Here is a 14,218-nt window from a genome sequence, read left to right as displayed (position 1 = left end):
CGGAGAAAGTTGCCAACATTCCCGCAGTGATTGTTTTTCATGGTACGGCAGATTTCACCATTTCCTATTTGCAATCAGTTGCACTTTGCGATGCTGTATCGAAAAAAGGAGGGCGTGCAGAAAAAAATATTTATGAAAATTATGTGCATGCTTTTTATGGTAAAGGTGGTTCTGACAGGTATGAAGATATTACGATGAAGATGTATGCCTTTGCACGCTCGGTTTTTAAAATGCAGTAAACGTTATTTTCAAAGCAAATTGTTCAAGAAAAAAATAGTATGAAAAAACTTCTCTTGGCACTATTACCTTTTTTAGTGTTAACAATGGCACAGGGATTTCAGAAAAAATCAAATCGGCCCAACATTGTTATCATTTATGCTGATGATATGGGCTATGGTGATTTGAATTGCCAAAATCCAGATTCAAAAATTCCCACACCTAATCTCGATAAGCTGGCATCGGAAGGGATGCGTTTTACCGATGCACACAGTTCCTCCGGTATATGCTCCCCCAGTCGTTTTGCTTTTCTCACCGGCACGTATCATTGGCGAAGGCAACATGGTATTGTAAGTTCATTTGGTAAACCTTTTTTTAAAGATTCGGATATTACGCTGCCCCAGGTATTAAAAACCAAAGGCTATACAACCGCTTGTATTGGTAAATGGCATTTGGGATGGGATTGGGAATTTAAAAATGAACCTTCAAGCGAAACTGAACAATTCGGAAAAAAGGTTAAATATTACCAACCGCAGGACATTGATTGGAGTAAGCCGGTTAAAGGTGGCCCGCTTTCACGTGGTTTTGATTATTACTTTGGCGATGGTACCATTAATTTCCCTCCTTATGCATGGATTGAAAATGATCGTTTTCTGGAGTATCCTACAGAAACTATGCTTGAAAGCAATATCGGTTTCAAAACCAAAGAGGGAAACTGGGAATTCAGACCGGGGCCAAAAGTAAAAGACTGGAATCCATACGATGTATTGCCTACACTTACTAAAAAAGCTGTTGAATGGATTAACAACCGAAAGGAAAATGAACCATTCTTTCTTTACTTACCCCTGCCATCACCTCATGCACCGATAATTCCCAACGATGAGTTTGATAATAAATCGAAAGCAGGTGCTTATGGCGATTTTGTTTTTCAAACCGACTGGGTAGCAGGGCAAGTATTGCAGGCCTTAAAAGATAAAGGTCTGGACCAAAACACCATCATTATTTTCAGTGCCGATAATGGTACGGAACGGTATGCATGGAAACGTGCAGAGAAGTTTGGGCATTTTAGCATGGGCAATGATCGTGGTTTGAAACAGGATGTGTACGAAGGTGGTCATCACGTACCTTTTATTTTTAAGTGGCCCGGACATATCAAAGCCGGTTCGATTTCAAATGAAGTAATTTCACAGGTAGACGTAATGGCTACACTTGCCAAGATTACAGGAATTGATTTAGATGAAAAAGCGGCACCCGATAGTTATGATCTTACAGCAGTGTTAACAGGAAAGCAATACAAATCGCCACTCAGGGAAGCCACAGTACATAACACCCACCAAGAAAGATGGGGACTTCGCAAAGGAGATTGGCTCTATATTAATAATTCAACCGGCAGCCAACGTGAAATGCCGGAATCTTTTAAAAAGTTAAGAGGGTATACCGATTTTTCTACCGAAGGAATTCTTTTCAATATGAAAGATGATCCGGAGCAACGGGTAAATTTGTTCGAAAAATATCCTGAAATAGTAAAAGAAATGAAACAACTGCTTCAAAAATATCGAATAAGTGAAAGAACAGTTAGCCGTTAACTTTTCAAATAAGGCATTATGAAAAAAATATTTATAGTACTCGTTTTTTTTATGTCGGTAGCGTATGTTGGACTTGCACAAACAGCCGAACATAAGCCGAACATATTATTTATCGCTATTGATGATTTAAAACCACTATTGGGCTGCTATGGTGATACCATGATCAAAACACCCAATATCGATCGCCTTGCAAAACGAGGCACTATGTTTCGATCAAATTATTGTCAGCAGGCTGTTTGTGGTCCCACACGTGCAAGTATTATGACCGGCATGCGACCCGACTATACCAAAGTATGGGATTTGAAAACTAAGATGCGGGATATGAATCCGAACATTCTGACGATGCCCCAGCATTTTGCTGCCAATGGATATAGTACCCAAGGCATTGGAAAAGTTTACGATCCACGTTGTGTAGATGATGATTTAGATGCTCCTTCCTGGACAGTGCCATATTACTCAACCAACAATAAATATTATCCTCGTGAAAACGGAAGGCCTGCTCTTGGTCGGTATCAGTCAAAAGAAACAAAAGAATTAGCAGAAAAATATCAAAAAGAAGGACTTGCAAAAGGATTGAATCAAAAAGAGCTGAATGATTTTGTTGTTAGTAAAGTTCGGCCAACGGTAGAGTGTGTTGATGTGCCGGATAATGCATACGTAGATGGCGCAAATGCGCTGCAATCAAAAGATATTCTCATTCAGTTAAAACAAAAAAATCAGCCGTTCTTTTTTGCAGTAGGTTTTACAAAACCACATCTTCCTTTTGTAGCACCAAAAAAGTATTGGGATCTGTACGACCGTGATAAGTTACCACTTGCTGCTCATCAGGAAAAACCACTGAACGCAGTTGATATCGCTTTTCATGATGCGGGTGAAATAAGAGCTTACACCGATATTCCACAAATAATCGAAACAACTACTCAGAAAGAGTTTGGCATTACATTGCCAATCGATAAACAAAAGGAATTGATTCATGGATATTATGCAGCTGTTTCATACATGGATGCACAGGTAGGTATTTTACTTCACACACTCGATTCGCTTGGACTTACTGAAAATACCATTATTGTATTGTGGGGCGATCATGGCTGGCATTTGGGCGATCATAATCTCTGGTGCAAGCACTCGAACTTTGAGCAGGCAACCCGCACGCCGATGATTATTTCTGCACCGGGTATAAAGCCTTCGGTTACAAATTCAAGTTCTGAATTTGTGGATGTATTTCCAACGCTTTGCGACCTGGCAAAGATTGACGTGCCTGCACATTTGGATGGAAAAAGTCAGGTAGCAGTTATGAAAAATCCGGATGTAAAAGTGAAAGAGTTTGCTGTAAGTCAATATCCACGAAGTATGAAAAAAGAACAAGCTGCTCAATTAGGATATAGCAGTACGGGTTTAATGGGCTATTCTATTCGCAACCAACGATATCGTTTTACAGTATGGATGGGAAATGATTTCCGTAGCAATCGTCCTTTCAGCGAAAAACTTTTAGTTGCCACCGAGCTGTATGATTATGAAAAGGATCCGTTAGAAACGGTAAACGTGGCAAATGATAAAAAGTATGCTGCGGTAAGTAAAGAAATGAAAAATGAAATGCTGTCATTTTTCAAATCACAGGAGAGAAGCAAATAATGATTCGCAAGGGAAACAGTTATGTTAATATTGCTGAATGCTTTGCCAAGACGAATTCAATAAAATAAAGTTAATGACGGTACATTAGTATCATAATAGTTTTCGTATAGCAGCAGTTTTCGGTTCGTGGTGCATCATGTAATGTGATGCACCTTTTTTATACGATAATTATCCCCGAAGTGTAACAGCATCTTTCAGCGCTCCTTTATCAAAAACTGTTTTTTGACTGGCTTTTCGCAGATCGCCACCGTCCGCTATAATTCCTGCACTTTCAGCTCCTTCGATTTTTAAAAACACGGCTGCAGGCGTTAAGATTTTTGTTGCAGTCAGCAGCACATCTTTAGAATTGATCAGTCGCATTACTTCATTGCCCGCACTGCCCATCACGCTCAATCCGTTGATCGACGCATCTTCTACGTTATCAAGAATGATCGCAGGTCTTGCATCGGCCTGTTCATACCCAAACCGTACATTCTGTAAAGTCAATCCTTTTACATTTCGTGCATACAAACCATAAGCAGGTGGGCCACCCGGCAAAGGATCCCACACACCAAAATATTCAGCAGCTACTTTCGGCACTTCTTTCGCTGCTTGTTCGGCCGTACCCCCGCCGGCGTATGTAACATGCACATCCGTAAAACTGATATTTTCTAAATAATATTCATTCATTGCATTCAACGTAATACAGGAATTCTTTTCACCTTCTCTGATTGTTACACCAAAATGAATATCGGGGTGATCAATAGGCTTCGCCGCCACTGTTGCACGGATTCCATTAAAAACAATATTCCGTATAAAAGGCTTTGTTGTTGGTTGTGGATTGTTATTGGAATTGTTTCTTGAAGGGCCGCTAAATCCAATACCAATTGGCCCGGTTACATTTCGCATAATGATATTCGAGAAAGTGAGGTTCTCAATTCTTGCATTACCTGCACTGATCTTGATCGGGCAACCATACGTATCATAGATCAAACAATTAGTGACCGTAATATTTTGTGATTCACCACCTCCAAAGCGGAAAATTGACCAGCGTGTACTGAAACTGCAATTACTGATCGTTACAAATTTGTTGCTGCCAAATAATGCACATGCATCGTCCTGACATTGTACATCGCAATTAATGATGTGCACATACTCGCTGTTATTAAAATGAAATCCATCATTGTTCCGGTTAACACGATTGTATATTCTGATACCATCAATGTGTACATGCTTACAACTTAAGATGCGGAAGCAATGATAGGCACTTGCTGTACAGAACACATCATCCATCCGCAGATTTTCGCATTGGTAAAAGATGCCAAGATGTGGACGGTCAAAATTTCCACCCACACCATTTTGTCCAGGTCCGGTGTTGTCGCCCTTGCCATTGTAAAATGCTAAGCCATTCCCATCGATGGTTCCTTTTCCTTCAATGGAAAGATGATGTGCATTCACAGCAAACAGAAAAACGATATTCCCATTGCTGGGAGGAACACCTTTGCCTGCTGTATAATCTTCCCGCTTCGGACTGCCTAATAATTTTCCTGCAGCAGCAATATGAAGTGTAACATTTGATTTTAATTCCAATGTGCCGGACATAAAGTCACCACCAGGAATTAAAACAGTACCACCTTGCTCAGCTGCACATTTATCAATAGCCGCTTGAATGGATTTTGTGTTCAATGTTATTCCATCTCCTTTTGCACCAAAGTCTTGAACGTTGTAAATACGTGCACCTTTCAATTTGTCTTCTTTTTGATCATCTGTTGGAGATGCGTGGACATTTGTTGCAAGGAGAGTGGTGCCTGCTGCCATTGCGGGAACAGTTATTTTACCCAACCATTGACGACGGGAGAGAGAATCGTTTTCTTTCATCACTGTAGTTTATTCTGTGTGAGTAATTAAGGCTTGGCGTTTCGTGCTTTCAATTGTGCTACATACAACGAGGCTGGTTGAAGTCCATCTTTATTCTGGCCTTCCCATTCAGCATCCTGTCTGCCTTTCAAGCGACCATCATATTTTTCTCCTTTCAAACCAATACAATAGTTTTTACCCGATGCCCATGGATTTTGTACGGCGGCTCGTTTCACTGTACAGTTCCAAACAACCTGCGTTACACCAACCCAGCCATGACCACTTCCCCAATTTCCACGGTCTTGAATATTAATTTCACCATCGGTAGTAATGTTATCATACAATGTACCTGTTGACCACCGGTGGTGTGGGCCAATATCAGCATGTGTTTTGGCAGCTGTACTGTTGTAAAAAACATTCGGGCCGCATGTTCTTGCACCTGTTACGTAGTCATGTCTTCCGTCTGTTGCTTTACAATTCATAAACAGATTCAACTGACCATTATTGTTGAACGAATACCGGCGGCTTCCTGTAATTACCGATTTGTGATCGTAACAGTTGCTATTCAATACAGAAATATTTTTTGCACTTCCATCAAGAGTTACACAGCTATTGCCAAAATATTTTGCTGTTACATTGCGAACCCAGCTATGTTCAATTTTACTGAACGCAACTGCATTCCATGCATGATTTTCAGAAGTGTCTTTTTCATATTCACTTTCAAAATAAATATGTTCAACACCAACATGTTTGATGCGTCCTTCAAAACTGTAGTTATAGATTTCTGCACCACCATATTTTGTTTCCATTGGCATCACTACAGGATTGTCGATCGAAATTTTATTGCCTTCAATTTTGGTGATGATGCGTTCAAACGATAGATCGTATTCTTTTGCCTGCCATTGTTTGGTGCCGGGTCGTTCTTCGATCTGGTTCATTTTTAAATCATCGATCCATTTTTGTGTGCCGGGCCGGAAAAGAATGATCTTGTCGCCTTTTTTAAATTTTTTGGTATCAGCAACGGTAAACGAAAATGTTCCCGTAGGTACATAAGCGTCGGTTACTTTTACTCGACTACCTTTTACTTCTTTGATGTTTCCGTTTCCTGCAACGGTGATCAGCGATACTTGCTTTTTTGATGTAGCAATAAGTTTTGTTCCTTCCGGTTGATCGCCTTCTCCACGAAGTACAATTCCGCTGGCAGATATGCGGATACTCTGCGGAATTTTATACGTTCCTTTTTTTAATAAGATCGCTCCACGAAAACCGTTTTTATCCAATGGAAGCTTTGCCACCTCATCGATGGCCGCTTGAATGATGAGTTCGTCATTATCAGTGCCACTTGGCGATACGGTTTTAACGATTGATACATCGGGAATTTTCTTATCTCCTCCATAAAAACCCACCCTGCTGAAATCAGGAATCGTATTCCCTTTTTCATCGGCCTTGTAAATAATGCTTCCATTTTTATTTACTTTCAAAAAGGAAGATTCCCAATGGAAAACTCCGGGACTTACAGAAAGCAGCTGAAACGCAAGAATGATAATGAACGATGTAAAAGCAACTCGTTTTTTTAACATGGCAATTATAGATAAAGTGATACAATAAATTCCGGTATAAGATTCCGACTTTTTTTAATGATATGAACAGGCATGCCAGAATAGTTGAATAATAAGCCAATAAAATACCCGTGGTTTCCCCTGTCTGAAAGAACTTCGCTAAAGTTACTTAATCAGCAAGTTTTTCTATTGCTACAACATCATAAATGCACTTTTATGCGGATACTGTTTGTTTTTCCTTTAATGGTCATAAGTTTTGGTATAAGTGCCCAGTCGTATACGCTATCGGAGCAAAACGATCGATGGGTTATACAACCTGATGGAAGTATTCAGTGGACGATCAATGGAAGGATACCGCATAGTGATCATATTGAAATGGCCGGAGAAAAAGTAGCAATGTGGATGCAGTACGGAGTTGACAGCAGTGCCAAACCAAAACTGTCTCGTACCTTGGTTTTTCCTTCCTTTAGATTATTGCCGCAGCGTACCATTGCACATATGACGTATAATGTTGAAGACAATGATCTCCCAAGAATTTATATTAACGACAGGTTGTTCAAGGCAGGTGTGCATAATGCATCATTACAAACAGATATGCAGGAGAAAGTTACCAGCATCACACATTACGGCATCATGCAAATCAATGGTGAAATTGGGAAAGACGGATTATTACTCAGGCGTGTTTATTTTCCATCGGTAGATAAAGCAGTTGCTATTGAAAAACTTGTATTTACTAATACCGGTAAACAACCGATCCGTGTGGACATGGACTATCTCAAACGGGAAGTAAGTCCCTCAGCCGAACGTACAAGTAATGGTCCGCATCACTTTATTATCTCAACTATTGGTGCAGGATTAAAAACGATACAGCCGGGTGATAGTGCTGTATTTGCAATAACGTACCAAGCTACAAGAGCAGCCGAGCCTTTGCTTACAGTTGACGTCAACAAAGAAGAAAATGCAAGGGAGATGCGTGTGAAACAGATGACAGCAAACCTTATTCTTGAAACGCCTGAAAAGATTTTGAATACCATGTTTGCATTTGCAAAAATTCGTGGTACGGAAAGTATTTATAACACAAAGGGCGGCTATATGCATGGACCGGGTGGCTTACGTTATTATGCTGCTATTTGGGCAAATGATCAGGCCGAATACATCAATCCGTTTTTTGCTTTCTTAGGAGATGAAATTGGAAATAAGTCGGCAATGAATTCGTTCCGCATGTTTGCGAAATACATGAACCCGCAGTACAAAGCCATTCCAAGTTCTATTATTGCAGAAGGAGCAGGAGTATGGCAAGGTGCAAGGGATAGAGGCGATATGGCAATGATTGCTTATGGTGCCGGACGTTATGCACTGGCGTATGGCAATGTTGATTCAGCAAAAGTATTGTGGCCATTGATCGAATGGTGTCTAGAATATCTTAAACGAAAAGTAACAGCAGAAGGAGTAGTGTATTCTGACAGTGATGAATTGGAAGGAAGATTCCCCGCAGGGAAAGCGAATCTTAACACGAGCTCTTTGTACTATGATGCATTGATATCGGCCGCATATCTTGGTAAACTCTTAGGTATACCTGTTAAGCAAACCAAACAATATCAACAGGAAGCTGCAACGCTGCGTATCAATATCGAAAAATATTTTGGTGCGACAGTCGATGGCTTTGAAACGTATCGCTATTACAAAGGAAATGATACGTTACGTGCATGGATCACTACTCCATTAACGGTTGATATATTCGAACGCAAAGCAGGTACGATTGCCGCATTGTTCTCGCCTCGTCTATGGACGGAAGATGGCTTGGCTTCATTGGCAGGCAATAAAACATTTTGGGATCGCTCTACATTGTATGGTTTAAGAGGTGCTTTTGCAGCAGGTGAAACAGAGAAAGCTTTAGCTTTTCTAAAATACTTTTCACGCAGAAGATTACTTGGCGAACATGTTCCCTATGCAGTTGAAGCATATCCTGAAGGCAATCAACGTCATTTATCAGCAGAGAGTGGTTTGTATTGCCGCATTTATACAGAAGGTATTTTCGGTATGCGACCGACGGGCTTCAATAGTTTCACCTGCACACCTCGCTTGCCGAAAGAATGGAATCAAATGGCCTTGCGAAATATTCATTCGTTTGGAAATGTGTTTGATGTAGAAGTTACACGAACAGCTCCGGGAAAATTAGTGATCACAATAAAAAAATCAGGGCAGGAAAAGAAGTACACGGTTAAAGAAGGGGCAACGCAAAAGGTTATTCTATGAGATGATAGGGTATTTGAATTAATGTACTTTTAAGCATATAATCGTTTCTCTTTGCTCAGGAAATATAGGTTTCTTAGCGTAGATAGATGCCTGCTAAGAGCAACCAGAATATCACAGCAGCAGATTTACGAATTGAGCACCAGGTTTCACCTATGTGGAAGATAAATTGTGTTTGGTTATGACAAGAAAAATCAGATTTTTTTTCATTTATTTTTTAATACTGAGTAATATTCCTGTTGCTTGTACACAGCGTATACATAAATCCGCAGGCAACATCATTTTTGAAGATAATTTTCAGAAGGAAACTAAAAACTGGATTGCAGAATTTGAACAACCAGTTGGTTCGACTTTAAAAATCCAGAACGGTATATTGGATCTAAATGCTGCCAAGGGCGCCACCGTTTGGTACAAAAGTAAATTAGCAGGTAATGTGATGATTACTTATACAGCAACAGTAATAGATTCTGCTGGTAAGAACGACAGGGTTTCAGATTTAAATGCTTTTTGGATGGCAACCAATCCAACGTCGGATCAAATGTTTCTGCAAAATGGGAAATTTTCATCTTACGATAACCTGCATTTGTATTATGCAGGTATAGGTGGGCACGATAACACAACAACTCGTTTTAGAAAATATACTGGCAGCGAAGGGAAAAAAGTTTTAAAAGAATACACAGACAAAGAGCATCTGTTAGAAGGAAATAAAAAATATGCCATTAAGATAGTTGTTGACAACGGGCTTGTTCAATATTTTATAAATGAAATATTGTTTTGGGAATTTAAAGATGCAGCTCCCTATAAGGAAGGATATTTTGGTTTTCGGACTACCACCAGTCATCAAACATTTGAAAACTTTAAAGTTTATAAATTAGAATAAGTAGAAAGAAGATTTAGAAATCCACAAAAACCGAACATAACAAGTAGAAAAATATTAATGAAACCCGTTTATTTATTGATCGTTAGTTTTAGTTTGTTTGCCACTACTAATATTTTATGAAGAGAGATAACAGTATCAAATAAGAATAAACTACTTGCAGCTTTTGCTACAGCAAACCAGTTGATGTTATTGTAACGAAAGATGGTATGTGGACAGATGTAGCTATCGATTATAATGCCAAAAAATGATTTCTTGTTTGTAAGAGTTTAGTTTTGATTTTTACTATCTTTCATTTACAAATGCATTGTTGAAGCAATTCAATTTGATTGAATAATGATAGGAAGAAGTTGGTGAGTCATTTGGTGAGTCGAAATTTTGAAAGCTTGTAAAAAGTTGTTTTTCAATTAGTAATAATACTTAAATTCGGGATCGTCCCGTCCGGAAAACGCCGCTCAATTTGAGAGGCGTTTTTGTTTGCCAGATGCCAGTTTGCAGTTGATAGCCGATTCTAATACGTACATGTTTCCATATTTTACTGTGCAGGACTCGTGCAAATGAGAAACGATTTCACCCTGGACAGTTGTACTATTTATTTAGCAAATACAGAAAAGACCAGCGGTTCTTTTTCGCAGGCTTCTTACATTTTTTACTCGATACTAAAAAGATCATCTGAAACGACCAGCTATGAAACTTGACTTCACTGATTAAATTAAACAAAAGACGGATAAAGAAGTAAGAGATATCTTTATTCATGCAAGAGATTACCATCCTGATTTTGTTCAACTGGCAGAACAGGAATTACAAGCCCGAAAAATTAGGCTCGATGATTCCTTGAAGCAAAAAGAACTTGTTGACAAACAGTGAAAACACAATTGGCTGAAGGGAAAGATGGAAATCCCTTTTATATTTTTTTTGTTTTGTGTTAGCATTATTGGGTGGCTTACTGGCTGTATATGCTGGTTATATCTACAGCCAGTCAAAAATAAAGACAGCGGACGGAGAATCATACTACGCTTATAATAAGGAAACCAGACAACTGGGAAAATGGATGATGTTTCTGGGTGGAGCTGTGTTTCTATTTTTTATACTACGATGATAGCCTCATTTGGAATTCTCAGTGATAATTTTCTTTGGCCTTATGTTTGTTGTGATTTAACCCCTAATCGAAAAAAAATTTAACCTTTTCAACTTCGACGGTACTGCTTTAAAAAACATACCCCGAAATATTCCCAAAAAATGTGACCTATTCCAGCAAAGAAACCTTGCTATTGCACCTTTTATAATGTATGATAATTTAATCCGGATTATTTCACAAAATTTCAATTACTGATTGATTTGACGAAGGCATGAAAATTTGATAGAAACATGTCATCATGGAAATCATCAACCGTTTGTTTTTTCGTCAGCGCTGGTGTTTGATTTGATCAATTTCTTAATTGATGAATGTTGTTTATTTACAATCCCTGCAAGGCCCGTTCCCGGTAAAGTGTGCGAAAATGCCTGAATCAGCAAAGCGATTATCAAGGTTAACGGATTTGCCGAATAGGACGTAACTTCCGCTATACGAAATAGAAGGTCGGCCTACATAACTGCCGCTTACATTACTCACTGCTGTTTTTTTACCACTGATCGTATTGTGTAAAATAATGTTGGAAGCTGCTGCGCCAAGATTGGTTGCTTTGGTTGGAAAGGCGACCCACGTACCATCGTAACTTATTGCTACACGTTCACCCTGTTCTATAGGACTGTCGTTGTTGGAAGGTTGTCCATCATCTGTAAAGCTGGCAACATTTACTTTCCCTGTTTCTACATCAATCACAAATACATCCTGGAATTTATTATTGTCGTTGGGCACCATATTGCTGGCAGTGGTGGCAAACGCTATATAGCGTCCGTTGCCAGAAATGACAGAAGCTACCTGGCGTGAAGCTGACTCCGTACCGCCATTTTTTTCTTTGCCATCATGGGTCATACTGATTCGTTTCAAACCTGTTTGTCCACGTTGCCACAAGAAAATATCCCACAAATTATTATTGTCATTTGTCACCAAAGTGCCGGAGGGAGAACAAAAACTGATGCGACTGCCGTCGAATGAAATACTTCCTTTGTAACCATTGCCGCCAGTTTTTGCAACAGGATCAACGCTGATCATTTCTGTTTTTCCATTTTGAATATCATGTAAGAAAATGTTAGCCAGCGATCTTCCTTTAGGTACTGTAGCGAGGTTGGTAGCGGGTGAAGTAAACACAACAAAATTACCATTGCCCGATATGGATGCATCAAAACTTTCTGCATCTGCAGCACCGTTTGTTGCTTTGCTGATCAGCTCAATGTTGTTCGTACTCTTTCTCCAAAGGAAAATATCTTTTGCATTATTATTATCGCCCGATACAAGATTCGTAGCCTTTGATTCAAACACAACGGTTTGTCCATCGGCAGAAATCGATGGCTCGGCACAATCACCATTGCCTTGTTCACCGTTTGCTGCAACAGAAATCATTTTCGTAATGCCAGTATTCCTGTCACGCCAAAACACCTGCCGGAATTTGCCGTTTGATCCTTGAAAATCTTTTGTGCCTGATACAAATACAACATACCTGCCTTCTTCTCCTTGAAATCCACCAACAGCCGGTGCAAACGATTCATAAAAGCTGCTCATCACTTTATCATCAGAACTGCGTGTGAGCAATTCATAGGTGAAATCAACACCCACTTTTATTTTATTTACATCAACCGGCGCTTTCCCTTTTCCATAATACACTACGCCTTTCATATTGGAAGCAATTTTTTTCAGCGTCACATTATACGTTTCCTCTTCTTTCAAAGATTTTGAAAAACGTATGGGCGATGTAGTATACAAATTTCCGTTGCCTTTTGGTGGAGTGATGGTGAGATCATTACCATTATTGTAAGCAAGAGTAACAGGTACTCCTGCCGGCGCACTTAACGTGCCTGTAAGAAACATTCCATTACTTGCTAACGGCCCTTGCGGAGTTAATGGTTTCGATGTTGTTTCCTTATTGGTTTTTGATGAGGATGTAATTTGACCGGAAGATGCAGGTGCACTCACTTTATTGGTTGTACCGCTAACTTGATTTTGTGCAGACGATGATACCGTTGATGAAGGTGGTGCTGTTTTACCGATGAAAGATTTCAGGTAATCAAGACGCAAATTTTTCTCCATTTCGTTTGCAAAGCCAACCATCACAGGATTTTTGGGATCGTACCTGATGCTTACTGTGATCATTTGCGGCACAGCTGCTGAACTCCATTTTTTGAAATAGGCAGGATTAGGTTTCGTGAGCAATTCTGCAAATGGTTCCATCTTGTCTGTAAAATCATAGTCAAAATTATTCTTAGTGCTTTTGATCACGATGGCCCATTTGTTTAATTCATCAGAAGGTGCTGTGAGTTGTTCGTCCAATCTTGCAAAAGCGCTTTCGTAACCTTGCATTAATTTTTTATACGATGCCTGCACCCGTTCAATGGCCGGGTTATGAGTACTGGAAATATAAGTGGCCAGCCTTGCAGGGTCCGACTTGTATTCCTGCTCTTTGTATTTTTTTTGCTGCTCCCAGCCTGCCAATTGATCTTTCAACCGTGGTGCTTCTGCGGCCATCTCTTTTTGCAAAAAACGTTTCCGCTTCAACAAAAATTCCCGGCGTGTTACAAAGCTCCATGGCAGTTGTCCGTCATACGTAATTAACCAAAGTTTGGTGAGTCCTTCATTACCGGCACCCAATGAAGTTTTTACATCATTGAACTGCCAGATACCCGGGCGAATTTCAACCGGAAAGCCTTCACGTAGCGGACGAAAGCCTAGACTATTGTCGGCAGCAGTAGTATCATAAATTTCAAGAAAGTTTACATAATTAAATGCGGTAGTGAAGATGCTGGTGATGTCGAATTTATTTAGCACCAGTGCATCTCCTTCGCAGATATAGCGCTCGGCAAAAAGTGTGTACCAATAATGTGCTACCGGTTGGCTGTACATCACCGGTTGAAAAGAGCCGGAATATGCAGCATCTAAACCTTTTGGTTGATAAGCCGCCTGCAAAGGATTATGCAGTGCATTAAAAAACCGCCGTTGAATGGCTAGGTCAGCAGGTGCTGACTTGATAGTCTCTTTTAATTTTGTCCATTTCCCGGCTTTTGCTAACTGGCGATCAACACAATCATTATCCTGTGCTGTTGCATGCAGAACAAACAGTAAAGACAGTGAAGTAATAATTTTTTTCATGATTCCGTATTGTGTT

Annotated in this window: 8 protein-coding genes; 5 read left to right on the top strand and 3 right to left on the bottom strand. The window is 39.8% G+C overall.

The genetic code is table 11. From position 1 onward, the window contains the following. The 3 genes from VK159_RS04360 to VK159_RS04350 all read left to right on the top strand — a co-directional run. A partial coding sequence (locus VK159_RS04360) for a prolyl oligopeptidase family serine peptidase (protein WP_324228922.1) occupies positions 1 to 239 on the top strand: 239 nt, incomplete at its 5' end. Between the two features lie 39 nt (positions 240 to 278). Beyond that, positions 279 to 1,802, top strand: a complete 1,524-nt coding sequence (locus tag VK159_RS04355; protein ID WP_324228921.1) for an arylsulfatase — start codon at positions 279 to 281, stop codon at positions 1,800 to 1,802. A gap of 18 nt (positions 1,803 to 1,820) precedes the next feature. Next, positions 1,821 to 3,434, top strand: coding sequence for a sulfatase (locus tag VK159_RS04350; protein WP_324228920.1), 1,614 nt, complete (start codon positions 1,821 to 1,823; stop codon positions 3,432 to 3,434). 168 nt (positions 3,435 to 3,602) lie between these two features. Here the strand turns inward: VK159_RS04350 and VK159_RS04345 are convergent, their stop codons facing one another. Both VK159_RS04345 and VK159_RS04340 read right to left on the bottom strand, forming a co-directional pair. Next, positions 3,603 to 5,291 carry a glycoside hydrolase family 28 protein gene (locus tag VK159_RS04345; RefSeq protein WP_324228919.1) on the bottom strand — a complete coding sequence of 563 codons (1,689 nt, stop codon included), beginning with the start codon at positions 5,289 to 5,291 and terminating at the stop codon, positions 3,603 to 3,605. Between the two features lie 26 nt (positions 5,292 to 5,317). Further along, the gene (locus tag VK159_RS04340; RefSeq protein ID WP_324228918.1) at positions 5,318 to 6,850 is read right to left on the bottom strand and encodes a hypothetical protein; all 1,533 of its coding nucleotides are present in this window, start codon (positions 6,848 to 6,850) and stop codon (positions 5,318 to 5,320) included. Positions 6,851 to 7,045: 195 nt separating this feature from the next. On the opposite strand from VK159_RS04340, the gene VK159_RS04335 reads away from it, so the two are divergent. Then, the gene (locus VK159_RS04335) at positions 7,046 to 9,085 is read left to right on the top strand and encodes a hypothetical protein (RefSeq protein WP_324228917.1); all 2,040 of its coding nucleotides are present in this window, start codon (positions 7,046 to 7,048) and stop codon (positions 9,083 to 9,085) included. Between the two features lie 178 nt (positions 9,086 to 9,263). Next, positions 9,264 to 9,962 (top strand): DUF6250 domain-containing protein, encoded by a 699-nt coding sequence (locus tag VK159_RS04330; RefSeq protein WP_324228916.1) that lies wholly within the window; start codon positions 9,264 to 9,266, stop codon positions 9,960 to 9,962. A gap of 1,450 nt (positions 9,963 to 11,412) precedes the next feature. On the opposite strand, the gene VK159_RS04325 is transcribed toward VK159_RS04330, so the two are convergent. Further along, positions 11,413 to 14,202 (bottom strand): hypothetical protein, encoded by a 2,790-nt coding sequence (locus tag VK159_RS04325; protein WP_324228915.1) that lies wholly within the window; start codon positions 14,200 to 14,202, stop codon positions 11,413 to 11,415. Between the last annotated feature and the right edge of the window lie 16 nt (positions 14,203 to 14,218).

It is taken from the genome of Lacibacter sp. (assembly GCF_035299325.1).
In the GTDB taxonomy this organism is placed as follows: Bacteria; Bacteroidota; Bacteroidia; order Chitinophagales; family Chitinophagaceae; genus Lacibacter.
Note: the sequence above shows the minus strand (reverse complement) of the source record. Positions and strands in the feature narration are given on the sequence as shown.